This window comes from Streptomyces sp. TOM-9, assembly GCF_056858595.1.
In genome coordinates this window covers 9,187,248-9,207,522 of the sequence record NZ_JBXEQB010000001.1, presented here as the reverse complement: position 1 = coordinate 9,207,522, position 20,275 = coordinate 9,187,248, and the positions used below count along the sequence as shown (strand labels likewise).

The 20,275-nt window shown below is 70.4% G+C and carries 24 protein-coding genes and 1 riboswitch; of the genes, 12 read left to right on the top strand and 12 right to left on the bottom strand.

Translation table 11 applies throughout. The features are described from left to right. The first annotated feature begins 386 nt into the window (after nt 1-386). The gene (locus tag AC1VWI_RS42175) at nt 387-1,850 is read left to right on the top strand and encodes an MFS transporter (RefSeq protein WP_499516357.1); all 1,464 of its coding nucleotides are present in this window, start codon (nt 387-389) and stop codon (nt 1,848-1,850) included. A gap of 13 nt (nt 1,851-1,863) precedes the next feature. On the opposite strand, the gene AC1VWI_RS42170 is transcribed toward AC1VWI_RS42175, so the two are convergent. Then, nucleotides 1,864-3,108, bottom strand: a complete 1,245-nt coding sequence (locus AC1VWI_RS42170; RefSeq protein WP_499516356.1) for an RNA-guided endonuclease InsQ/TnpB family protein — start codon at nt 3,106-3,108, stop codon at nt 1,864-1,866. Nucleotides 3,109-3,252: 144 nt separating this feature from the next. Here AC1VWI_RS42170 and AC1VWI_RS42165 point away from each other — a divergent pair, with 144 nt between their 5' ends. Then, a complete protein-coding gene (locus AC1VWI_RS42165; RefSeq protein ID WP_499516355.1) occupies nt 3,253-3,816 on the top strand; it encodes a TetR/AcrR family transcriptional regulator in 564 nt (187 codons plus the stop codon). Nucleotides 3,817-3,860: 44 nt separating this feature from the next. On the opposite strand, the gene AC1VWI_RS42160 is transcribed toward AC1VWI_RS42165, so the two are convergent. The 4 genes from AC1VWI_RS42160 to AC1VWI_RS42145 form a co-directional block, all read right to left on the bottom strand. Then, entirely contained in the window at nt 3,861-4,067 is a 207-nt protein-coding gene (locus AC1VWI_RS42160) for a hypothetical protein (protein ID WP_499516354.1), read from the bottom strand. Between the two features lie 155 nt (nt 4,068-4,222). Next, nucleotides 4,223-4,912: a thiamine phosphate synthase gene (gene thiE / locus AC1VWI_RS42155; protein WP_499516353.1), complete on the bottom strand. Its 690-nt coding sequence runs from the start codon at nt 4,910-4,912 to the stop codon at nt 4,223-4,225. Continuing rightward, nucleotides 4,909-5,718, bottom strand: coding sequence for a hydroxyethylthiazole kinase (gene thiM / locus AC1VWI_RS42150; RefSeq protein ID WP_499516352.1), 810 nt, complete (start codon nt 5,716-5,718; stop codon nt 4,909-4,911). The genes thiE and thiM overlap by 4 nt, the downstream gene beginning before the upstream one ends. Before the next feature lie 71 nt (nt 5,719-5,789). Then, on the bottom strand, nt 5,790-7,196 hold the full coding sequence (locus tag AC1VWI_RS42145; protein WP_499516351.1) for a purine-cytosine permease family protein: 1,407 nt from the start codon (nt 7,194-7,196) through the stop codon (nt 5,790-5,792). Then, nucleotides 7,187-7,280: riboswitch (TPP riboswitch) on the bottom strand. (Overlaps the previous gene by 10 nt.) A 178-nt stretch (nt 7,281-7,458) precedes the next feature. Between AC1VWI_RS42145 and AC1VWI_RS42140 the strand changes: the two genes are divergently transcribed. The 4 genes from AC1VWI_RS42140 (at nt 7,459) to AC1VWI_RS42125 (ending at nt 11,319) form a co-directional block, all read left to right on the top strand. Further along, entirely contained in the window at nt 7,459-7,806 is a 348-nt protein-coding gene (locus AC1VWI_RS42140) for a transcriptional regulator (RefSeq protein WP_499516350.1), read from the top strand. Then, on the top strand, nt 7,803-8,468 hold the full coding sequence (locus tag AC1VWI_RS42135) for a nucleotidyl transferase AbiEii/AbiGii toxin family protein (protein ID WP_499516349.1): 666 nt from the start codon (nt 7,803-7,805) through the stop codon (nt 8,466-8,468). Before AC1VWI_RS42140 ends, AC1VWI_RS42135 begins: the two co-directional genes overlap by 4 nt. 386 nt (nt 8,469-8,854) lie before the next feature. Continuing rightward, the gene (locus tag AC1VWI_RS42130) at nt 8,855-10,081 is read left to right on the top strand and encodes an acyl-CoA dehydrogenase family protein (RefSeq protein WP_499516348.1); all 1,227 of its coding nucleotides are present in this window, start codon (nt 8,855-8,857) and stop codon (nt 10,079-10,081) included. Nucleotides 10,082-10,086: 5 nt separating this feature from the next. Continuing rightward, nucleotides 10,087-11,319 (top strand): CaiB/BaiF CoA transferase family protein, encoded by a 1,233-nt coding sequence (locus AC1VWI_RS42125; RefSeq protein WP_499516347.1) that lies wholly within the window; start codon nt 10,087-10,089, stop codon nt 11,317-11,319. A gap of 384 nt (nt 11,320-11,703) precedes the next feature. On the opposite strand, the gene AC1VWI_RS42120 is transcribed toward AC1VWI_RS42125, so the two are convergent. Beyond that, entirely contained in the window at nt 11,704-11,898 is a 195-nt protein-coding gene (locus AC1VWI_RS42120) for a hypothetical protein (protein ID WP_499516346.1), read from the bottom strand. Nucleotides 11,899-12,622: 724 nt separating this feature from the next. Continuing rightward, a complete protein-coding gene (locus AC1VWI_RS42115; RefSeq protein ID WP_499516345.1) occupies nt 12,623-12,826 on the bottom strand; it encodes a hypothetical protein in 204 nt (67 codons plus the stop codon). Between the two features lie 633 nt (nt 12,827-13,459). Between AC1VWI_RS42115 and AC1VWI_RS42110 the strand changes: the two genes are divergently transcribed. Further along, nucleotides 13,460-13,810 (top strand): DUF6233 domain-containing protein, encoded by a 351-nt coding sequence (locus AC1VWI_RS42110; RefSeq protein ID WP_499516344.1) that lies wholly within the window; start codon nt 13,460-13,462, stop codon nt 13,808-13,810. A gap of 235 nt (nt 13,811-14,045) precedes the next feature. Here the strand turns inward: AC1VWI_RS42110 and AC1VWI_RS42105 are convergent, their stop codons facing one another. Then, complete coding sequence (locus AC1VWI_RS42105; RefSeq protein ID WP_499516343.1) at nt 14,046-14,624, bottom strand: cysteine hydrolase family protein; 579 nt, start codon at nt 14,622-14,624, stop codon at nt 14,046-14,048. A 441-nt stretch (nt 14,625-15,065) separates the two neighbouring features. Beyond that, nucleotides 15,066-15,743 (bottom strand): HSP18 transcriptional regulator, encoded by a 678-nt coding sequence (locus tag AC1VWI_RS42100; protein WP_499516342.1) that lies wholly within the window; start codon nt 15,741-15,743, stop codon nt 15,066-15,068. Nucleotides 15,744-15,872: 129 nt separating this feature from the next. Here AC1VWI_RS42100 and AC1VWI_RS42095 point away from each other — a divergent pair, with 129 nt between their 5' ends. The 4 genes from AC1VWI_RS42095 (at nt 15,873) to AC1VWI_RS42080 (ending at nt 18,026) form a co-directional block, all read left to right on the top strand. Continuing rightward, nucleotides 15,873-16,307, top strand: coding sequence for an Hsp20/alpha crystallin family protein (locus AC1VWI_RS42095; protein WP_499516341.1), 435 nt, complete (start codon nt 15,873-15,875; stop codon nt 16,305-16,307). 108 nt (nt 16,308-16,415) lie between these two features. Continuing rightward, nucleotides 16,416-16,805 carry a DUF2267 domain-containing protein gene (locus AC1VWI_RS42090; RefSeq protein ID WP_499517047.1) on the top strand — a complete coding sequence of 130 codons (390 nt, stop codon included), beginning with the start codon at nt 16,416-16,418 and terminating at the stop codon, nt 16,803-16,805. Between the two features lie 109 nt (nt 16,806-16,914). Continuing rightward, nucleotides 16,915-17,310: a DUF2267 domain-containing protein gene (locus AC1VWI_RS42085; protein ID WP_499516340.1), complete on the top strand. Its 396-nt coding sequence runs from the start codon at nt 16,915-16,917 to the stop codon at nt 17,308-17,310. A 101-nt stretch (nt 17,311-17,411) separates the two neighbouring features. Continuing rightward, complete coding sequence (locus AC1VWI_RS42080) at nt 17,412-18,026, top strand: Ku protein (RefSeq protein ID WP_499516339.1); 615 nt, start codon at nt 17,412-17,414, stop codon at nt 18,024-18,026. A 66-nt stretch (nt 18,027-18,092) separates the two neighbouring features. On the opposite strand, the gene AC1VWI_RS42075 is transcribed toward AC1VWI_RS42080, so the two are convergent. The 3 genes from AC1VWI_RS42075 to AC1VWI_RS42065 form a co-directional block, all read right to left on the bottom strand. After that, on the bottom strand, nt 18,093-18,308 hold the full coding sequence (locus AC1VWI_RS42075) for a hypothetical protein (protein WP_499516338.1): 216 nt from the start codon (nt 18,306-18,308) through the stop codon (nt 18,093-18,095). 77 nt (nt 18,309-18,385) lie between these two features. Further along, the gene (locus tag AC1VWI_RS42070) at nt 18,386-18,757 is read right to left on the bottom strand and encodes a CBS domain-containing protein (protein ID WP_499516337.1); all 372 of its coding nucleotides are present in this window, start codon (nt 18,755-18,757) and stop codon (nt 18,386-18,388) included. A gap of 337 nt (nt 18,758-19,094) precedes the next feature. Beyond that, nucleotides 19,095-19,406, bottom strand: a complete 312-nt coding sequence (locus tag AC1VWI_RS42065; protein WP_499516336.1) for a helix-turn-helix transcriptional regulator — start codon at nt 19,404-19,406, stop codon at nt 19,095-19,097. A gap of 136 nt (nt 19,407-19,542) precedes the next feature. Here AC1VWI_RS42065 and AC1VWI_RS42060 point away from each other — a divergent pair, with 136 nt between their 5' ends. Then, on the top strand, nt 19,543-19,956 hold the full coding sequence (locus AC1VWI_RS42060) for an STAS domain-containing protein (protein WP_499516335.1): 414 nt from the start codon (nt 19,543-19,545) through the stop codon (nt 19,954-19,956). Nucleotides 19,957-20,275: the final 319 nt, after the last annotated feature.

The window sequence follows — 20,275 nt, the reverse complement described above, 5'->3', positions numbered from 1 at the left end:
GCCGGAAATGTCCTGACGTGACCCGCCGCATCCGTAGAACCCGCCTGCGGCACGCCCCAATGCCGCCTTCCCGGCGTCCGGCGGAATTGCGGACCGCATCTTGGGTGGCGGCTTCCATCAATCCTTTTCTGACCCGTCATCAGCTCGCAGGGGCGATCCGGGGGAATCTCGGGCCGCACCGCATTCCTGATGGACGGGTTTGTCGCAGATCGGCTGCAGCACGCGTCGGCGTGCTTGCGCCGCAGCTCCTCGACGGAGACGCGGCCCGCCCCTCCCCGGCCAGGGAGGACGCTGCCGGGGAGGTGCCGGGAATATTGTCATCATGCGATGACTTCAGCTGAAGACATCGCATGATGACATCGAGGAGAGTCGTGGAGAATCCCGCGATGGCGGAGCCCCGGTCCGCGCGGCAGCGAGCGCTGGTTCCCGTGCTGGTCTCGCTCGGCATGCTGGTCGCCGTGGTCAGCAGCCTCGGCGCCCCGCTGGTGCCGACCATCGCCGCCGAGGAGCACGTCTCCCTGAGCGACGCCCAGTGGTCGCTGACCGTCACGCTGCTCGTGGGCGCCGTCGTCACACCGGTGATGGGACGGCTGGGGGACGGTCCACGCCGACGCCCGGTGATCCTCGGGGCCCTGGTCGCGGTGCTCACCGGCTGTGTCCTGGCGGCGCTGCCGCTGGGCATCGGCTGTCTGGTGACCGGGCGCGCGCTGCAGGGCCTCGGGCTGGGCCTCACCCCGCTGGCGATCGCCACCGCCCGCGACGCCCTGCCGCCGGAACGGTCGCGCCCCGCGGTGGCCCTGCTGTCGATCACCACCGTCGCCGGCGTCGGCCTGGGATACCCGGTGACCGGGTTGATCGCGCAGTCCTACGGGCTGTACGCCGGATTCTGGTTCGGGGCGGCGGTCAGCGCCGCCGCGCTGGTGGCGGCGGCCGTGGTCCTGCCGCCGTCCCCGCGCCGCGCCGCCCCGCGGCTGGACGTGCCGGGTGCGGTGCTGCTCGGCACCGGACTCGCGGGACTGCTGCTCGCCCTGAGCGAGGCCGAGCTCTGGGGCTGGGACTCGGCGCGGCTGCTCGCCCTGGTCGCGGGCAGCGTCCTGCTGCTCGCACTGTGGGTCGTGCACGAGCTGCGGACGGCACGGCCGCTGGTCGACCTGCGGCTGACCAAGGACCGCACGGTACTCACCGCGAACGTGACCGCGCTGGTGGCCGGCCTCGGGATGTACCTGCTGCTGTCGCTGGTCACCCGGTTCGTGCAGACGCCGCGCGAGGCCGGTTACGGATTCGGCGCCTCGGTGGCCGTCACCGGGCTGGTGCTGCTGCCCTTCTCCCTCGCCAGCATGGCCGCCGGCCGGGTCGTGCCGCTGCTGGCCCGACGGGCGCCCACCGCACTGGTGCTGTCGCTCGGGGGCGCGGTCTCCCTGGCCGCCGTGCTGGTCTTCGCCCTGGCCCGCGGGCAGCTGTGGGAGCTGTTCGTCATCATGACGGTGGCCGGCTTCGGGGTCGGCTGGATGTTCGCCGTCATGCCCGGCATGATCGTGGGTTCCGTACCCGCACACGAGACGGGCAGTGCGATGAGCTTCAACCAGGTGCTGCGCTACGTCGGCTACTCCACCGGAAGCGTGCTGAGCGCCACGATCCTGCAGGCCCACACCGCCGCCGGAAACGCGCTGCCCACGGGTGACGGCTACCGGACGGCCGCACTCCTGGCCTGCGGGGTGTGGGTCGCCATGATCCTGTTCACCGCCGTCCTGCCGCCGCGGCACCGGCGCGCCGCGATCACGGCTCCCGCACCGGGCACGGACGCCGTGACGCACGGTGGGGAATCGGCACGGCAGGAGGCGACACGTTGACGTCCTCCCCGTCCTAAGGGACGGGGATTTCTGGCTCACGTGGGCTGGGGACCAGCGGTCCTCCAGCGCTTACACGATCGGCACCAGCCGGGTTGAGACCAGCCCGGACCAGCATCACGCGGGCGGAGTTCTTGTCCCTGGGGAAGACGGCTTCGCACGCGGTGCAGGTGTAGGTACGTTCCGAAAGAGGAAGTGCGTGCTTGGTTCTCGCTCCGCACGACGCGCAGTCCATGGTGGTGTGCGCGGGATGCACCAGGCGGACGTCCCGCCCGTGCTTGCGGCCCATCTCGATCAGGGCCTGCTTCGTGGCGCCGATCGCGGCGTCCGCGGCCTTGCGCGCCATGGTGGTCTTCGCCAGGAACTTCGGCCGGAAGTCCTCGACCGCGATCGCGTCATGGTCGCGCACGACGCGCTTGGCCCACTTGCGGGCGGTTTCCTGCCGCCGACGGGCGATCTTCTTGGACACCTTCGCAGCGGCCTGGCGGGCCTTGCGGTAACCGTCGGTGTCGGGCCTGTTCCTTGGGGTACGCCGGCGGGCCATCATCTTCTGGTACCGCGCGAGGCGCTGCGCGGCGCTCTTCCCATGATGGGCGTGCGGCAGGTCGTGGGCGTCGCTGGTCGTGGTCGCGGTCTCCTTGACACCCCAGTCGATACCGATCACTGCGCCGGTGGCGGGCAGCGGCTGCACCTCGACGGCGACGACGAACGAGGCGTACCAGTGACCGAGGCTGTCCCGGTACACCCGTACCGACGTGGGGACTGCGGGCAGGTCACGGGACCACACCACCGTGAGCACGATGCCGCCCGCCAGGTGCAGGCGTCCGTCCTTGAGCCGAAAGCCGCGGGTGGTGTAGTTCAGCGACGGGGCGGCCTCGCGCTTGCGCTTGATCCGGGGCATCCCGGCACGCCGCCGCATCGGCAGCCGCGCCGCGATGTCCTTCAACGCTTTGACGCGGGCCTTGGCGAAGTCCCGGATGACCTGCTGCTGCGGCACCGAACTGCCCTCCCGCAGCCACGCCATCGACCGCCTCGCCTCGGTCAGCATCCTGTCGAGCTGCGCCGGGCCACACGTGATCTTCTGCCCGGCGGTCCTGTTCAAGCCGTGGACCTTGCGGGACACCGCCACGCACTCATTCCACACCCACCGGCAACGCGCCCACTCCGCCTCCAGACCGGCACACGCGGTCGCGGACACACGCAGCCGGTAGGTGTACCGGGCGTACCCGGACTCCTGCCCGGTCACTGCTGTCGTCGTCACGCTGCGGAACCTAACAGCCCCCACCGACAATGAAAGAGAGCACAGGTCAGAACAGATGCGCAGCCAACTCCGCCGCTTCGCGGCTCCGACCCAAGGACCCATTCCTCCCCGGCCTGAAAGCCCGGGCATCCTGGGAGAAATCAGGTGAACGAGGGCACACCGTCGCGCAAGCGCGACTCCACCCGCAGCCGCGAAAGGCTGTTCCAGGCGGCGAGCGAGATCTTCAGCGAGCGGGGCTTCGACCGCACCACGATCCGCGACATCGGGGAGCGGGCGGGCGTCGACCCGGCGCTGATCGCCCGGTACTTCAACAACAAGAGCGGCCTGTACACCGCGGTGCTGCGCGCCGAGCTGGGCGACGCGACCCCACCGGACCTGCTCGCACCCGAGCGTCTGCGCGCACTGTTCGACCGCGGGGACCAGCGCGGCACCGGCCCCGTCTTCCGCTCGGCCGTGCACGCCCACGACGACACCGCCGTGCAGGACGCCGCCCGCGCCCAGCTGTACCTGCGCGTGGTCGACCCACTGCGCGAGCGGTTCACCCGCGACGGGCTGGACCGGCCCCAACTGCGGGCCGAGGTGGCGGCCGCCGCCTTCATCGGGGTGCTGCTGGCCCGCGGCGCGGGAACACTCGACAAGCTCGCGGCCGCCGACCTCGACGATCTGGTGCCCCTGGTCCGCGCGGCCCTGGGCGGCCTGGACGTCTGACGCAGACAGGCGCAGCTCGCCGGAGGCGTGAGCGGGCCCGCCGGTCACGGGTTGAACGAGCCGAACGGGTTGCCGTGCGTGGCCAACGAATTGAACGTCATTCGGTCGCTGTGGGCCTGGTCGCGGCGGGCCTGCTCGATGCGCAGGCCGTCGGCGGTCTCCGTGCGGCGGTTGCTGCGGCGCAGGAGCTTGACGGTCAGAAAGGTCGCGAAGGAAGCGAGCAGGAGCAGGAAAATCGCAAGTTCGACCACAGCAGCTCTTCCCCGGGTTCAACGGCTACGTGATCGGCAGCGTAGCTTCGGCCCCGCGTCCTGTCTCTCCTCTTGAGCGCCTCTTGAGCTTGCACAGAAACCGGTTGGCGGGCGCCGGGACGGTACTGCGCGCGCCCACCTCCGCACACGCACCGTCAGGCGAGGTGCCTCTCCCGGCTCCGGGTCGGCACACGGCCCCAAGCGAGGGCGTACGCGCGGGCCGCGGCACGGGGGTCCTCGGCGGCGCAGATGCCGGACACGACGGCCGCGCCCGCGGCTCCGGCCTCCCGCAGTCGTGGAAGGTCGGCAGGGTTCACGCCGCCGATGGCCACGGTGGGCAGTGCGCTGAGCCGGGCGAGGCGGGCGAAGCCGTCAAGGCCGAGCGAAGGCGGGGCGTCCGCCTTGGTCCGGGTCGCGTGCAGCGCGCCGATGCCGACGTGGTGGACGCCCGCGGAATCCTGGGCGGCGGCACGCAGTTCCTCGGGGGTGGCGGCGCTGAGGCCCAGGACCGCGTGCGGTCCGATCAGTTCGCGGACGGCGGCCGGGGGCAGGTCGGACTGTCCGACGTGGACGCCCGACACGCGGATGCCCCCGGCGCGGGCGGCCAGGAACACGTCCACCCGGTCGTTGACGATCAACGCCACGTGCTCCGGGAGGACCGCGGCCACCTCCGTGACCGTGCGCAGGAATGCACCGCCGTCGGCGTGCTTCTCACGGATCTGCACCGCGGTGACGCCGCCCGCCACCGCCTGGGCGACGGTCTCGGCCACGCTGCGGCCCCTGGCGCTGCACTGGGCCGCGTCCGTGACCAGGTAGACCGACAGATCGACCGGCGTCGCCGTCACGAAACGGCCGCCCGCTCGGCGATGTCGGACTCCCGCAGCGCGGCGAGCGCGTCCAGGAACTCCACGGCGAAACTGCCGGGCCCGGCGGCCTTCTTCGCGGCCAGTTCGGCGGCGACCGTGTAGGCGGTCACGGCCGCCACCGTCGAGGCGAACGGGTCCTCGTCGACCGCCGCGTAGGCGGCCATCACGGCGCCCAGCGCGCAGCCCCCGCCCGTCACCCGGGTGAGCAGCGCGTCACCGTTGGCGATGCGGGCCGTACGCACCCCGTCGGTGATGAAGTCCACGGGTCCGGAGACGGCGACCACGCCGCCGGTCGCGCCGGCCAGGCGCTGTGCCGTCTCCTCCGCCGCCTCGACGCCGTCGGAGGAATCCACTCCGCGGCCGCCGCCGCCCGCTCCCGCCAGCGCGATGATCTCCGAGGCGTTGCCCCGTACGACCGTCGGCCGCAGCTCGAGGAGCCGGTGCGCCAGCGCGGTGCGCACGGGCAGCGCGCCGACCGCCACCGGGTCGAGCACCCACGGGGTGCCGGCCGGGGCAGCCGCCTGCGCGGCCTCGACCATGGCGGAGCGCTGCTCGGCGTGCGGGGTGCCGAGGTTGACCAGGACCCCCGAGGCGACCTGGGCGAACGGTCCGGCCTCCCCCGGGATGTCGACCATGGCGGGCGAGGCGCCCAGCGCCAGCAGGACGTTGGCGGTGAACCCCGTCACCACCGAGTTGGTCAGGCACTGGACCAGCGGGGAGTGGGCCCGTAGGCGCGTGAGCGCCTCCGCGGCGAAGGCGGTGTGGTCGGCGGACGTCGGGGACATGCGGTGTCGCTCCTTGGGGGGACGGACGTGTGCGGGCGCCTGCGATGGTCGGCGGTTCGGGACGCGGCGGTTCAGGGCCGCGAGCGCTGACGCAGTCGCAGCGGGGTGTACACCGCGAGGGCCACGAGGAAGGCCACGTAGTACGACAGGTCCGCACCGTGCAGGGCCTCCGCCACCGGGCCGACGTACAACGTGGTGTCCATGAACGGCACGGCCGCGGCGAAGGCGGCCACGAACGCGACCACGGCCGGTAGGCCGGGCTGCGACCGGTCGGTCTCGGCGGCGAGGTCGATCTCGGCGCCCGCCCGTGCCCGTGCCCGGACCAGCCAGTCGACGATGACGATCGCCACGAAGCCGGGGATCCAGTAGCCGACGAACAGCAGCACGTTCTGGAAGCGGGCGGTGGTGTCGGCGGCGTGCATCCACAGCACCAGGGGGAAGCCGAGTACGGCGGCGAATGCGGCCGCCGCCGGGCGGGGAACGCGCACGCCGACGGTCTGCAGGGCCAGGGATCCGCTGTAGTCGTTCATGGCGTTGCTGCACAGGGCCGCCAGGGCCACGGCGAGCAGCCCGAACGCCCCCAGCGGCCCGCCGCCCAGCAGATCGGCCACGCCCGCGGCGGTCTGGTCGGTCAGGACGGACGCGCCCCACAGCCCGAGGACCTGGACGGCCACGAAGGACACCACCAGGCCCGCCAGGGTGAACCAGAACATGCGCGAGCGCGAGGTGGTCCGTGGCAGGTAGCGGCTGAAGTCGCTGGCGTACGGGGCCCAGGACAGGGACAGGCTCAGCGCGATGGTGCTGGTCAGGACGAACGCCCCGCCCCGGTCGGCGCCGTGGGCGGAGCCGGTGACCGCGGGGTCGACGCCGTCGAGCAGCTTCCAGGCGATCAGGGCGAAGGCGACGGCGAGCACGAAGGTCATCACGATCTGGAGCCGGTGGATGGCCTCGTAGCCGAGGACGCCGAGAGCGCCCTGGCCGAGCATCATGATCAGGACACCGAGCCAGAAGGGCAGGCCGCACAGCCGCGCCAGCGCGTCCCCGCCGAAGAGCCCGATCAGGGCGTCCCAGGCGACCGAGGACAGCCACTGCAGGATGCCGGGCAGCGCGACGGCCCGGCCGAAGGCCAGCCGGGCCAGCGGCAGCTGCCCCGCGCCCGTCCGGCTCCCCCAGGTGCCCAGGTAGGCGGTGGGTATCGCGCCGATCACGGTGCCGAGCACCACGGCGGTGAGCGCGGTGGCGAAGTCCAGGCCGAGGACGATGCCGATGGTGCCGGTGAACACGCCGGTCATGGTGAGGTTGGGGGCGAACCACACGGTGAACAGGCGCCCCGGTCCGCCGTAGCGGTTGCCCTCGGGGACCGGTCGTATGCCGTGTGCTTCGATCCGTAGGTCGCCGGCGGCCGCCGGCATGCGGCCGTCGAAGACGGTCTGTCGGCTGTCGGCGGGCAGACCGCCGGAAACATGCGCCAATGGCATGGAGACATCCCTCCGCCAGTACGAACTGGTTCAGGTTCGACGGGTGTGATCTCAGCCCTCGGCGGGGCACCCCGTGTCCGGTACGGGGGACAGACTAACCCGACGGCGACGCCCGGTGCGCCGGGCGGGGCGGCCTCCGGCAGGGACCCGTTCGCGAGCGTTCACCCGGCGCCTGGAGGGGCGTGACGGTCACGGCGACGGCGCCCGCCCCGGATCGGCGGGTTTGTGGCCCCGGTACCGCGGGCTGGGAAATAATCGGGGCATGGCATCGACGTCCAGCACCACAGAGCTGCGCCGCGATCGGTTCCGCAGGCGGCTGCCCGCGGAACTGTCCGCTCTGCGGGGACCCGCGCACGGGACGATCGCCCTGCCGCTGCACCTGGCCTGGTCGGGCCTGACGGAGTTCGATCTGGACCAGCCGCGGCTGCGCATGAGTTGTTACCGGACCGTCCTGGCCGAGGGCCTCCACGACGACTTGGTCCGCTACCTCGACCGGGACCTTCTCATCAAGCTCTGGCCCGTGCTTCGCACGCTGATCAGCCGCGACATCCGCGACGTCTGGGAAGCCGCGTTCAGCGAACTCCCCGCTCGGGCGCCTCGAGCAGCGTGAACCTCGATCCACTGCACCGCCGGCTGCTGGCGGACGTCCTCACCATCGGCAATCCGTATCCCCTGGTCCTCACGGGTGGCTACGCGGTGCAGGCGCACGGCCTGGTCCAACGGCTCAGCCAGGACCTCGACGTCGCCACGGACCACAACGACCCGATGGACCAGATCGCCGCGACCGTCACCGCCGGGCTTCGCGACCGCGGCTGGCAGGTGCACGTCGTGGAAGCGGACCCGCTGGCCGCACGTCTCACCGTGACCGACCCGGACAGCGGTGAGGAATGCGAGCTCGACATCCTCAAGGAAGTCCTCACCCGCCCCGCCGTGATCACCGACCACGGACCGGTCCTGTCCCTCGAAGACGTGGTAGGTACCAAGGTCCGCGCACTGGCCGACCGCGGGATCGCCCGGGACCTCATCGACGTCCGTGCCGCGGCCCACCTGTGGTCCTCGATCGAGCTCGAAGCGCTCGGCCGCCGCCACGCCCGCGACGCCTTCGACCTGGAGGACCTGCTGGCCCGCCTGGGCGGCGCGGACTGGATCGACGACACCGAATTCGCCGCCTACGGTCTCACCGAGCCCGAGATCGGCGAATTGCGCCAATGGGCCCAGGGATGGGCCGACGATCTCACCGCCCGTCTCCACAACCAACCCCTCGACGACTGACCGCCCTCAGCGACGGCAGGCTCGGTCGCGGGAACCGGACGCTTCGCCCGTGGAGGGCACCGGCAGCCGTGGACCAGCCGCACGTGCGGTCCGCAGGGCCTGGCCCTACGAGCGCTGCGCCGAAGCACCAGCAGCGGCGCCGACGCACCACCGCCGACATGACGTTCCGGCAGTTCCCGCATCCTGCCCCGCCCGCCTCTCGCGCACCGTCGGCGACGGGCCACTCGGGTGGTCCGCGGCGACACCACCACCCTGGGCGGCGCGGGTCCGGGGGCGCCGCTCCGGATCCGCGTTTAATCGCGCTCGGATCCGAAAAGCCGGGGGCTGAGCGCGCCGGCGGGCGCGGATCTCCGTGCCAGGCCTCACAGCGCTTGAGGGAGATTGCCATGAGCGGCACCACGACCTTGCCGGCACCGTCCGGTCCCTACCTGGGCGAAGGGCTGCTGCCCGCGGACTTCTACGCCTACGAGGAACTGCTGTCGGACCGGGAACGGGAGAAGGTCGAGTCCGTCCGCGAGTTCCTCCGCACGCAGGTCGCCCCGATCGTCGACGACTACTGGGCGCGGGCCGAGTTCCCCTTCCAGTTGGTCGAAGGCTTCGGGAGGCTCGGGCTCGTGGACTGGGCCGACCCGGACTCGACGGAACCCAGGCCGAGCAACCTCTTCGCGGGTCTCATGGCCTTGGAGCTCGCCCATGCCGACGCTTCGGTGGCGACGTTCTTCGGTGTGCACACGGGTCTGGCCATGGGCACCATCCTCGCCTGCGGCTCCGAGGAACAGCGGCGGCGGTGGCTGCCGGCGATGAGCCGCTTCGAGAAGATCGGCGCCTTCGGGTTGACCGAGCCGCACGGCGGCTCCGACGTGGCCGGCGGGCTGCGGACGACCGCGCGCCGCGACGGCGACGGATGGATCCTCGACGGCGCGAAGCGGTGGATCGGCAACGCGACGTTCGCCGACCTGGTCGTCATCTGGGCCCGCGACGTCGAGACCCGTCACGTGCTGGGCTTCGTCGTGGAGAAGGACACCCCCGGGTTCACCGCGACGAAGATCGAGAACAAGATGGCGCTGCGGATCGTGCAGAACGCGGACATCGTGCTCGACGGTTGCCGTGTTCCGGAGGCCAACCGGCTGCAGAACGCGAACTCGTTCAAGGACGCCGCGGAGATCCTGCGCCGGACCCGCAGTGGGGTGGCGTGGCAGGCGGTGGGCATCATGTTCGGCGCCTACGAGATCGCCCTGGAGTACGCCAAGCAGCGGGAGCAGTTCGGGCGGCCCATCGGAGGCTTCCAGCTGATGCAGGACCTGCTGGTGAAGATGCTCGGCAATGCCACGGCGTCGTGCGGGATGGTGACGCGGCTGGCCCAGCTGCAGGACGCCGGGGTGTACCGGGACGAGCAGTCCTCGCTGGCGAAGGCCTACTGCACCGTGCGGATGCGGGAGACCGTGGGATGGGCGCGCGAACTGCTGGCCGGCAACGGCATCATCCTCGACTACAAGATCGGCCGGTTCGTCGCCGACGCCGAGGCCATCTACTCGTACGAGGGCACGCGCGAGATCCAGACCCTCATCGTCGGGCGTGCCGTGACCGACGGCCTGAGCGCTTTCGTGAGGTGACGACGTTGACCACCGAATCCGTGTTCACCGGGCTGAAGGTCCTTGACGCATCGAGCTTCATCGCGGCACCGGCCGCGGCCACCATGCTCTCCGACTTCGGAGCCGACGTCATCAAGATCGAGCCGCCGGGGAACGGCGATCCCCAGCGGCGGCTGGGCTCCGTGCCGCCCAGTCCCCAGGCACGGGCCAACTACAGCTGGCACCTCGCCAACCGCAACAAGCGTGGCATGGTGATCGACCTGAAGTCCCCGGCGGCCACCGGGATCCTCAAGCGCCTCGTCGGGTGGGCCGATGTGGTGATCACCAACTTCCCGCACGGCACCCGCGAGCGACTGCACCTCGGCTACGACGAGGTCGCGGGCTGGAACCCGCGGGTCGTCTACGCCGACATCACCGGCTTCGGTGACACCGGCCCCGACGCCGGGCAACCGGGCTTCGACCTGACCGCCGCCTGGTCGCGCAGCGGGCTGCTGGCCTCCACCAGGGACGCGGGAGCACCGCCGACGGTGCCGGTCTGGGGCAGCGGCGACTACATGTCGGCGATCGCCGTCTACGCGGCGATCGTGACCGCCCTGTACCGCCGTGAGCGCACGGGACAAGGGGCCAGTGTCGGGACGTCACTGCTCGCCACGGGCGTCTGGGCCACGGGAACCCTGGTGGCCGGCGCACTCGCCGGCGGCACGTCCTTCCAGCTGCACGACCGGAAGGCGCCGGCGAACCCGCTGGTCAACCCCTACCGGACCGCCGACGACGAGTGGTTCATGCTGGTCGCGTCTCCCCCGCACTGGCCGGGACTGACGCGGGCCATCGGGCGCCCCGAGCTGCTCGAGGACCCGCGTTTCGCCGACGTCGAGGGTGTCCTCGAGAACGCCGCCGCGCTCAGCGAGCTGCTCGACGCCGAGTTCCGCGCGCGGCCCTTCGCCCACTGGAAGGAAGCCCTGGGACGAGAACGCGTCACCCACAGCCTCATCCAGACCCCTGAGGAGGCCGCGCAGGACCCGCAACTGCGCGCGAACGACGTCGTGGTGCCGCTGGAAGGAGTCACCGGGCTCACGGAGACCATCAGCAGCCCGGTCAACCTGCGAGGGGTGCCGAAGGTGCCGGCGAAGCGTGCGCCGGACCTGGGCGAGCACACCGACGAGATCCTCGCCGAGCTGGGATTCGGCCCCGCCGAGATCGCCGAACTGCGCGCCCAGGGAGCGATCCCCGGCGGGTCGGAAACGAAGGCGCCGCGGTGAGCGGGGCATCAGCGTTGCGGGCCCCGATCCCTCGGGCTCGGCACCGAGCACCAACTGGCCCACGTGATCTACCGCAACGGCGCCCGGTACCCGGTGCAGGCATGGACGGACACGGCGACGCTCGCCAAGAGCGCAGCCGTCGCTGCTACAAGCCGTGCTGGGTACGCTCCAGGCGGCAATCCTTTGTCTGACTCCTGCTCCGGAAGCAGACGGAGCTCTGGCGTGAGGGCGTGAACCTGGCGGGGCGCAGGCGCCTGACGCCTGCCCCGACCCAAGCTCCCGCGTAGTAGAGCGGCCCCGCCGCGGACAGGGGAGGTACGCCGGCGGGGCCGCGTACGGCGCCCGCCCGGTACTCACCACGTAACCGGGCGAGCTGCTGGGGGCCTAGGGGCTGCGCTCCGCATGGGCAGGGATCAGTAGATTCCAGCCGATGCCGGAGCAGTCCTTCGGGACCGGAGGGAAGGTGTGGCCCTCCACGTCTGTGCTGGTGAAGCGATGGCCCTGGCCGCAGGTGCATGCGTAGATGCCGCTGACCGGGACCCTCTTTCCGGGGAGATTCACGCGGGTTTTCTCGTCCATCACGTCCTCCTCGCCGACCGGGGCCTGAATGGAGCAGGCCCCGGTCTGCAAGGCGCTGACCACCGAGAGGGGGAGCCCCTCGGGGCGCCGCCCGGTCGGGGGGCGAAGCGGGCGGCGTCGGCAGATCGCCTTACCTCGCACAGGTCGCCGAAACCTCCTAGGCGGGAACATCTGCAGCTCCGGGAGGCTGTGATCCGCATGCGGCAGCGGACGAGGCCGTCCTCGGGCAGGTCGAGCAGCATGCTGCTTCCGTCGGTCGCGCGGGCCTGAATCCGGGCGCGAACGGGGGCGACCTGGTCGACGGGGCCGGTGAGGACGATGTCGACGGCGTCGTAATCGGGCGGTGGAAAGAGGTCGTTTTCGACAATGCTCAAAGCGTGTCAACGGTTCGTACTGGGCGGCGGGGCCGGGGCGGTGGCCACTCGAAGGAGTGGCGCCGGCTGGGCTGTGCCGCTCCCCCGCCATCAGCGCCGCCACTGGCGCTCCCACCAGCCCACAGCGAGTGCGTCCAGGCCTGCACCTGATGCTGCAGACACTGCAGCACTCGCGGGCACACGGCACGGACCGGTGCCCGCGGGCGCCACATGACGCCTGCGGTTGCGCGCGAACGGTGCGAAGAGCAGAGTGCCGGCGCTTGTGGCAGGCGCCGACTGCCGTCGTAGTCTGAACTTGTCCGTCCGGCCGGATCAGGCCCTACGGGGCCGATTAAGGCCGGGCGGGCCCGTCACCACACGTCGGGGCCGCCGCCGCGCCACTCGATGACGTCGGGGTCGGCGATGTCGAACCAGGCGGGATCGAAGCCGGCAAGCCAAAGGAACTGCTCCAGTTCTGTCATGTCGCGGGCAGTTCCGAAGTAAACCCCGTTGATCGTTACTCGGCGGCCGTCCACGGGCGGAAGGACGATGACGGACGGCTCCTTGGCAGGCATATGTCCAGCGTGTCTCGCGCGGAACGCGGGTGCATGCCGGATGTGTTGACCGACGGCGTCTCCCGCCGCGTAGAAACCGACTCCGGACCCGGCGGCATCTTGGTCGTGTGCCGCGCCGAGGCGTGCGACAAGCGGGCACCGAGCGTGTTGGCTGTGGCGGCGGGCAGCACGCTGGACCCATCAACTGGGTGACGGAGCGGCCCCGCCGAAAGCCCCGGAAGGAAGCGACGGGGACCGCGTCTTCGAGCCCATCCGGCCAGCCGCGTGGACCACTTGCATGGCCAGGCAGGCGGTAAAGCGACCCCGCCCCGAGGGCTGACTCCGTTCCGCATGGGCAGGGCCGGTCTACCACTGGGAGCGGGCGCAGGTGCCGGACGGGGCCGTTCCGGCCTCCGCCCCTCGGCTGCGGGTATCGGTACTGGGCGGCATGTACGGGCTGCCTGGGGGGTACGTGGTCAGGTGCGGCTGGGGGTCCGAGTTCGGCGTGAGCCGCGGCACTGTGCGGAACCTGACCGCGGCCCTGCGGGAAGACCTCATCATGACCGCCCCGGGCATGGTTCGTTCGTCGACGAGACGGCTACCGAGAGCTGATCCCGCTGGCTCGACACGCTGGCCAGCCGTACAGTCGAACGTGTGGGCGACTTGCCGCCTGATGCTGAGCGGCTGCGGGTAATCCGGTTGTACCTGCAGCTGCAGATCGACGCGGTCGACGCGAAGATCCGCGAGGTCGAGGAGAGGGAGCCTCGACCCGCTGCCGCTGCTACGCCACCGAAGCAGGAGCGGTCGCACGCCAAGGGCGGGATCGGCTGGCGCCTCCAGCACATACCCAAGGGCGGGTCCCTCCACGGTGTGATCCACCGCGGCGACTGCCCGGACGCGGTCGGCGGCTGGCTCAGCCCCCGCGAGGTGGAGATCGCCCTCGGCATGCCCGACGTCGAGGCCTGCCCCCGCTGCCACCCCGCGCGCACCGCAGCCGGGGCCTGAAGACACGAAAGCGCCCCCGCCGTTCCGAAGGACAGCCGGGGCGGCCCAGTGCTGGAGATAGCGGCGCCTGCCACGCCCGTGAGGGCGCGACCCGCCACTGCTGTTCTGCTCCACCACGATGAGCGGCTTACCAGCCATGGCGGCATTTGCGATGAGGCACTTTCCTGCTGAGCGTCCGATCGCCAGAGGGCCTCGCGTTCGTGAAGCACATGGCCTTGCTGGCGGACCGGACCGGTCATGGTGGCGGGAGCGGTGTCCCGGCCTCGACGCCCAGCGGGACTTCGTCCGCTGGGCAGAGGTGGGTGCCCATGTTGCGCTCCATCATGCGCAGCGCCGCGTCGGCCAGGTCGCGATGGATGTGGGCGACGGCGTCACTCGCGACGGTCGTCGGCAGGTGCCGGACGTGCGCGTCGAGTGCCGAATACAGCACGCACTGCTCGGTGACCTGCCCGCACAGCACGAGATGGCCGACGCTCCGCCGGTCCAGGAGGTACTCCAGCGGGGTCTGGAAGAAGATCGAATGCCGGGCTTTGACGACGAACAGCGAGTCGGCGTCGGGCTTGACCGGTTCGACCAGGTCGGCGTGAGGGCCAGCGAGTGCCATGTCGAGGATTTCGTCGTGATGGGAGCGCCAGCGTCCGTAATTGTCGTTGACGTAAATGACGTCCACACCGATGGCGCGAGCGCGTGAGATCAGCTTCCGTACGCCGGGGAGCGCCTCTCGCACAGATGGCAGCAGCAGTTCGGCGTCCTCGTGCTCATACGTATTGATCATGTCGATCACGACGAGCGCGGTCGTTTCCTTGTCGTGCATTCGTTGCGGACCTCGATGGTTGCCGTGTCAGGCAGTCACTCCCCGGCGGCGTGCGGGGCTCGTACGTGGGGGAAGTGCAGAAAGCTCCGGACAGGGTCGTTGTTCCAGCATGCGGCCATCAAGACTGCGTCGCAGCCTGGAGGGGTGGAATGCCGAATGATCGTGTATACGCCTTCGGAATGCGGCGGGCGCCGGGTCCGGCTGGATGAGCGCATCCTCACCGTGGCCCACGGCCCAGGGGCATTCTCGTCTTGCTGCGGCGGGCTGGGCTCAGGCCCCGAGTCAGAGACCTCTGGAAGGGGAGCTGGTCGAATGGCGGGGCGGCGGACCTGATCTTTGGTGACAGGCGGCGCGCCACGCCGCCCGGTTCGCATCGACCCCCGATCCACCGTTCGGGCCTGCCCGGGGGGACGCCGGGCCGCTGCGGTTCGTTCCGCTGGGTCAAGCGTCGCGTCGCTGGTCGTTGCTGTCCTGGCGCAGCTGGTCGGCGTGCCGAATGAGAGCGTCCACGCGCGCAGCTATCTCCGGATGCCCCGGCTGCAGATGGATGCGGGCGGCCGCAAGGGGGGCCATCAATCGGGCCGCGTCGTTGTGGGCGAGGGCCCTGTCGATGGCGGCGATGGCGGAGCGAGCCGCGGGGGGAAGGTCGGACAGCCCGGTGACGAGAGCGGCCAGGCGGCGCAGGTCTGCGGCGTTGTCGCGTGCCCAGGCTGTAACGGTGCGGTCGGCGGCGCGGCGGTCGCGGGTGGCCTTCACCCGCTCCTCCCCCGTGCTGCCTGCTGCTCCCGGCTGCAGGCGCAGGTAGCGGCGCTCGGCAGCCTGGCGACTGGCGACCCCGAGAGGGCCTGCCAGGTCGGCCCAGCTGGTGCCGGCGGCGCGGGCGGTCTCGATAAGGCCCCTCTCCCACCCGGCGAGCTGCTCGCGCACCTCTCGCAGCAGCATGAGCGAGGCCAGCGCCTGTTCTGTGTCGTCACCTGAGATGGCTGCCGGCGTCGTATCCGCGGCGCGGGCCGTACGCAGAGCCTCGTCGATGACTGCCAGAGCGGTTGCGGCGGCCAGGAGCGGCACGGCTCCACCGTCTTTGGCAGCCGTCGACGCAGAGGGCTCGGTGGCATCCATGAGGCAGGTGTCTCCTCGTGTCATCGCCTCGACGACTTGACGTTTGTCATCGCTTGGACGACATGGTACAAGTGAAAGCAGGTGAAGCGCATTGGCAGCCACTGCCCGAACGCTTGGAGGTGTTTCACGATGTTGATGCGCACCGATCCGTTCCGTGAGCTGGACCGTCTGACCCAGCAGCTCCTGGGGACGTCCGGCACATGGACGAGGCCCTCGACGATGCCGATGGACGCCTACCGCGAAGGCGACCACTACGTGATCGCCCTCGACCTTCCCGGCGTATCGCCGGAAGCGATCGACATCGACGTCGAACGCAACATGCTCACGGTCAAGGCCGAACGCCGTCCCGTCGCCAAGGCCGACGACGTGCAGATGGAACTGTCCGAACGGCCCCTCGGCGTCTTCTCCCGGCAGCTCATGCTCGCCGACACCCTGGACGCCGACCACATCGAGGCCGAATACGACGCCGGCGTCCTGACCCTGCGCATCCCGATCGCGGAGCGGGCCAAGCCCCGCAAGATCGCCATCACGTCCACCGGCGACCGCAAGCAGATCAGCGGCTGAGCCCTGAGCCGGGCACCACCCGGCACATGCAGGCGGCGGAGGACGGCTAACCGTTTCCCTCCCTCCTCGGTTCCGTCCTCCGCGCAACCCAAGGGGATTACCGTGCCCATGCGACCGGATGCGTTCCTCGCACGCGTGCAGGAACGCGGCGAATACTCCACACCACAGGAGGCGGACCAGGCCGCACGCGTCGTGCTAGCCCTGCTGGGCGCACACGTGGTCGGCGAGGAGCGCGCAGAACTCGCCGCTCGACTCCCGGAGACCTACGCACTCATCCTGCTCAATCCGCTGCAGGCCGCCGAGCCGCTGGACGCCGAGCGGTTTGTGCGGGCCACCGCCGCCTGGATCGAAGGCGCCACCGAACAGACCGCACGCTGGGACGTCGGCGCCGTCCTCAGCGTGGCCGCCGAGGAGGCCGGACCAGACCTCCTGCGCCGGCTCTTGCTTCAGCTGCCCCCGGGCTACGACCTGCTGTTCGGCCACCTCGAGCCGGCCTGACCCTCACGACCGTGGGGCGGGACACGCTGCCCCCGCCCCACACCACAACAAGAAGATGAAAGGCACACCGATGTCCCCGCAGCCCCCAGCGGACCTCCGTACAACGGCGATGACGTTCGACGCGATGGTCGAGCACGTACGCTACGAGGGTGCCTACCCAACCCGCGAACGGGCCGAGCAGGCCGTCCGTGATGTGCTGGCCGGACTCGGTCGGCAGCTGATCGGCGAAGAACGCGTCGCCCTGGCCGCCCGGCTTCCTGTCGAAGCCGCGCTCGAGCTCACCGCCCAACTCCCCCGCACCGAACCGCTCACCGGCTTCGACTTCGTCTGCGACCTGGCCACCCGCACCGGCGGCACGCCCGCCACCGCACGTTGGGACGCCGGGACCGTTTTCGCGATTCTCAGTCGCCTGGCCGGGGACGACCTCATCAACCGCGTTCTCGCACAACTGGCAACCGGGTACGCCCTGCTATTCGGTCGGGCCGAATTGGCGCCGACCGCATAGCGGTGGCCGCGGTCGGCTCTCGCCCAGCAGTTCACCCCTTCGGCACACAACCCACTCGGACTGAGCTCGTTGCCCACTGGTGAAAGAGCGCCCGGAGCCGCTTGCGGACAAGGGGCATCGCAAAGCAACCGACAGTACCTACGCCGAGTCGAGCATTCCGCGCTGAAGGCCTACGAAACAGCTTGCGGGAGCGAGCCGAGCAAGAACCCGCCCTGCGTCTCAGTACGTCGGTACTGCTTCCAGGCACCGGATTCCACCAGGTCCACGCGAGCGACGGAGCCCGCATCAGGCACCGCAGGGTCTGCGAGCGCGAAGAGGTGGGGGTACCGCAGTCGGACATCGCGCGCGGCCGGCAGCGCCCCGACGGCCGCACCGTCGTGCTCCTCGATGAGGACCTGGCCGCACTCCCTTTTCCCACGAAGCGAACCGTCGACGTCCTCGGCTTCGTCGATGAGCGCGACGTCTACCCGATGCTCTACGCCAAGCCCTACTGGGTCGGGGCCGGCGAGCAGGGTCAGCGGCCATACGCGCTCCTGGTGGAGGCGCTGGCCCTGCACGGTTGCCGTCGACAAGGTCACCTTGCGCACCCGGGAGCGCCTGGCGGTCCTGAGGCCGCGGCACGGCATGCCGCCGGCACCGCGGCGATCCCCGCAACCGAGTGGGTGTCGGTCATCGACCTGGCGGCGCGGCTGCTCCTTTGGCCGGAGGCGATGTAGCCGCCAGAACGGGGGTAGCCGCCCCTTAGGTCCCCTGCCCGGCCCCAAGTGATCCCAGAAACCGGGTCAGGCAGGGGACTCACCAAATTTCGGGCCTGCGCTGCGCCGGTCGAACAGTTCGTCGTCCAGATAGACCGAGTCAGGGTCGAGGCCTGCACGCCGCAGGGACTCCATCAGGTCCCGACGGTCGTACGCGATGCCGAGGTCCTGGCAGTCCAGGCGCACGCGCCGACCGCCACCCTCAGAAGGCGGCGGATACACGACCACCCGATGCCGCTCCATACGAAGACTTCAGGCTGCACCGCCCGGGAGGGCGGCGGCCTGCCCTTTGGCAGGCAAGGGGGCAGCCCGCCACCGGATCAGGCGTTGACGTACACCCGGGTCACGAATTCCACGATCTGACCGTCCGTCAGATTGCGCGCGAGGTCGGCTTCGCTGATCATGCCGACCAGTTGGTGACCCTGCTCCGTGTCGATGACTGGCAGGCGCTTGATCTGATGCTGTTCCATCAACTGCAATGCCTCATCGGCACCGGCGCTCGCGTCGATCCATTGCAGATCACCGGCAAGGGTTCCCGCCTGGACCGTTGCGGGGTCGATGCCCTCCGCGTCGCACTGGACGACAATGTCCTTCGCCCGCGCAGGGGGCCTGTGTTCCAGGGCTGCACGTGCTGCGATTCTGGCTGCCGGGTCCGGTAGACAGCGGATGCTCGTGAGGCTGGTCAGAGCCATCTCGTCGATCGTTCGTGCGCCCCGCCGTGGCTCCAAGCCCATGCTGCAACCCGGCGTTCACAGGAAGGGGTGCTGTACGAAGGCACCCTCCTCCAGGATCGGCTTCGTCCCCACGGCTCGCAGGAGATCGCCGGGAGATCGCCGGAAATGAGACCATCCGAGGCAACGCATGCACGAACCCAGTGGGCGACAGCTGATCGATGGCATACGGCAACCGGGCATGCACCTGGCAGGGTGGTCACTGTCCGGAACCAGGTGCCGAGGTCGACATCCGTGCCCGGCATCGACGGCTTCCGTACGCCAGTGCCCCACCCGGCACCGACAACACGGCCGGCCGTCACGGCGCCGGGGGTTCGGTGATCAGCGCCAAGAGGCCGGCGATCTCGTGATCGGACTCGGCCGGATGACGGAACATGGCGCCAGGGACGATCTCGTAGCGGTTTCGCCGGCCCTCGCGGGACCGGACCAGGTATCCGCCCTCTTCGAGGTCGGAGACCACGCCCTGCACCGTCCGCTCCGTAAGGCCACAGGCGGAAGCCACGTCACGGAGCCTGATGCCGGGGTCGCGGGCGATCATGATCAGGACCCGCGCGTGACTGGTGAGGAAGGTCCACCGCGGCTGGTCCTGGTCCTGTGCGCGTCCGTCCATGCGCCCCATCATGCGCTCCCCGTTTCCTGATTATCAACCCACGAAAAATATTTCATGATTTGTTTGACGTACGTTGCCGGTCCGAGCATCATCACAGTTGGCAGGAAGTCCCCTGGTGGAACAGCGGGAGCCCACGATGTCGCGGCCAGACCACACCCACGAAGACGACGGCACCGCCCCGGACCCCTGGGCGCTGCCCACCTATCTGCCTCCCGGAGGCACGCGGAGCTTCGCCGACCGGGCCACGCTGAGCCTCGCAGCGCGCGGAACGGACGGAGCGGTGGCGGTGATCACCGGGGAAGTGGACGCCGGTTGCGCAGCGGACCTGGAACGCTGCCTCATCGCGGCCATGCGCGCCCACCCCGAAGGCCTCGAGCTGGACTTGTCCGGGGTCACCTTCTTCGACTGCTCGGGCCTCAACGCGCTTCTGGAGGCCAGGACCTTCGACGGCCGCGGCGGAGGCATCCTGACGATCAAGGTCATGAGCCCGCCCGTCGCCCGCGTCCTCGACTTGACCGAGACCCGGGCACTGCTCACCCGCGGCCGCTGACACCACCGGTGCGCACGGGTGCGTAGCGGACGCCGGCGGAAGCTGGCGTCCAGGGGCGCCGGTTGCCAAGCTCGCAGGTAACCAGCCTGTCAGGTGGAGACCCCATGTCACCCGCCGATCACTGATTGTGTCCGACGAAGTTGACCGTGAGGAAAGGACGTGTCGTGAGCTCCACCTACACCTACGTGCAGCGATTCGTCCTGACGGTGTCGATGCCGAACGGCTGACGTCTGATCGCACCTCGCCGCGGAGGCCCCTGCGTGGACGTCCGGCCAAACGGTACGGACCGACCCTCTGGGGTCGCAGTCTTGCGACCTGT

Excerpts from the sequence above, each read along its gene's own strand:
- AC1VWI_RS42095 (WP_499516341.1), top strand. The coding sequence starts at position 15,873 with ATGTTGATGCGCACCGATCCGTTCCGTGAGCTGGACCGTCTGACCCAG.
- AC1VWI_RS42075 (WP_499516338.1), bottom strand. The coding sequence starts at position 18,308 with ATGGAGCGGCATCGGGTGGTCGTGTATCCGCCGCCTTCTGAGGGTGGC.
- AC1VWI_RS42100 (WP_499516342.1), bottom strand. The coding sequence starts at position 15,743 with ATGGATGCCACCGAGCCCTCTGCGTCGACGGCTGCCAAAGACGGTGGA.
- thiM (WP_499516352.1), bottom strand. The coding sequence starts at position 5,718 with ATGTCCCCGACGTCCGCCGACCACACCGCCTTCGCCGCGGAGGCGCTC.
- AC1VWI_RS42130 (WP_499516348.1), top strand. The coding sequence starts at position 8,855 with ATGAGCGGCACCACGACCTTGCCGGCACCGTCCGGTCCCTACCTGGGC.
- AC1VWI_RS42140 (WP_499516350.1), top strand. The coding sequence starts at position 7,459 with ATGGCATCGACGTCCAGCACCACAGAGCTGCGCCGCGATCGGTTCCGC.
- AC1VWI_RS42060 (WP_499516335.1), top strand. The coding sequence starts at position 19,543 with ATGTCGCGGCCAGACCACACCCACGAAGACGACGGCACCGCCCCGGAC.
- AC1VWI_RS42175 (WP_499516357.1), top strand. The coding sequence starts at position 387 with ATGGCGGAGCCCCGGTCCGCGCGGCAGCGAGCGCTGGTTCCCGTGCTG.
- AC1VWI_RS42070 (WP_499516337.1), bottom strand. The coding sequence starts at position 18,757 with ATGGCTCTGACCAGCCTCACGAGCATCCGCTGTCTACCGGACCCGGCA.
- AC1VWI_RS42085 (WP_499516340.1), top strand. The coding sequence starts at position 16,915 with ATGACGTTCGACGCGATGGTCGAGCACGTACGCTACGAGGGTGCCTAC.
- AC1VWI_RS42065 (WP_499516336.1), bottom strand. The coding sequence starts at position 19,406 with ATGGACGGACGCGCACAGGACCAGGACCAGCCGCGGTGGACCTTCCTC.
- AC1VWI_RS42105 (WP_499516343.1), bottom strand. The coding sequence starts at position 14,624 with ATGCACGACAAGGAAACGACCGCGCTCGTCGTGATCGACATGATCAAT.
- AC1VWI_RS42090 (WP_499517047.1), top strand. The coding sequence starts at position 16,416 with ATGCGACCGGATGCGTTCCTCGCACGCGTGCAGGAACGCGGCGAATAC.
- AC1VWI_RS42145 (WP_499516351.1), bottom strand. The coding sequence starts at position 7,196 with ATGCCATTGGCGCATGTTTCCGGCGGTCTGCCCGCCGACAGCCGACAG.
- AC1VWI_RS42115 (WP_499516345.1), bottom strand. The coding sequence starts at position 12,826 with ATGCCTGCCAAGGAGCCGTCCGTCATCGTCCTTCCGCCCGTGGACGGC.
- AC1VWI_RS42120 (WP_499516346.1), bottom strand. The coding sequence starts at position 11,898 with ATGGACGAGAAAACCCGCGTGAATCTCCCCGGAAAGAGGGTCCCGGTC.